General features: G+C 55.8%; 1 CRISPR repeat array.

From position 1 onward, the window contains the following. Position 1: 1 nt before the first annotated feature. Positions 2 to 334: a CRISPR direct-repeat array (repeat unit 28 nt; unit sequence GGATCACCCCCGCCCGTGCGGGGATAAG). Positions 335 to 344: the final 10 nt, after the last annotated feature.

Raw genomic sequence — 344 nt, 5'->3', positions numbered from 1 at the left:
AGGATCACCCCCGCCCGTGCGGGGATAAGACTCAGAGCGAGCTTAATGACTGGGATAAAAAAGGATCACCCCCGCCCGTGCGGGGATAAGTATTGTCAACTCGCTCAACAGTTCTTATGAAGAGGATCACCCCCGCCCGTGCGGGGATAAGACTCAGAGCGAGCTTAATGACTGGGATAAAAAAGGATCACCCCCGCCCGTGCGGGGATAAGTATTGTCAACTCGCTCAACAGTTCTTATGAAGAGGATCACCCCCGCCCGTGCGGGGATAAGCTGTCGGATATTGCAGGATGACACGCCGACATAGGATCACCCCCGCCCGTGCGGGGATAAGCGATACCTGA

The organism is Ruminococcus sp. YE71, assembly GCF_900119155.1.
Classification (GTDB): Bacteria; Bacillota; Clostridia; order Oscillospirales; family Ruminococcaceae; genus YE71.
This window is presented reverse-complemented; position numbering and strand designations above follow the sequence as displayed.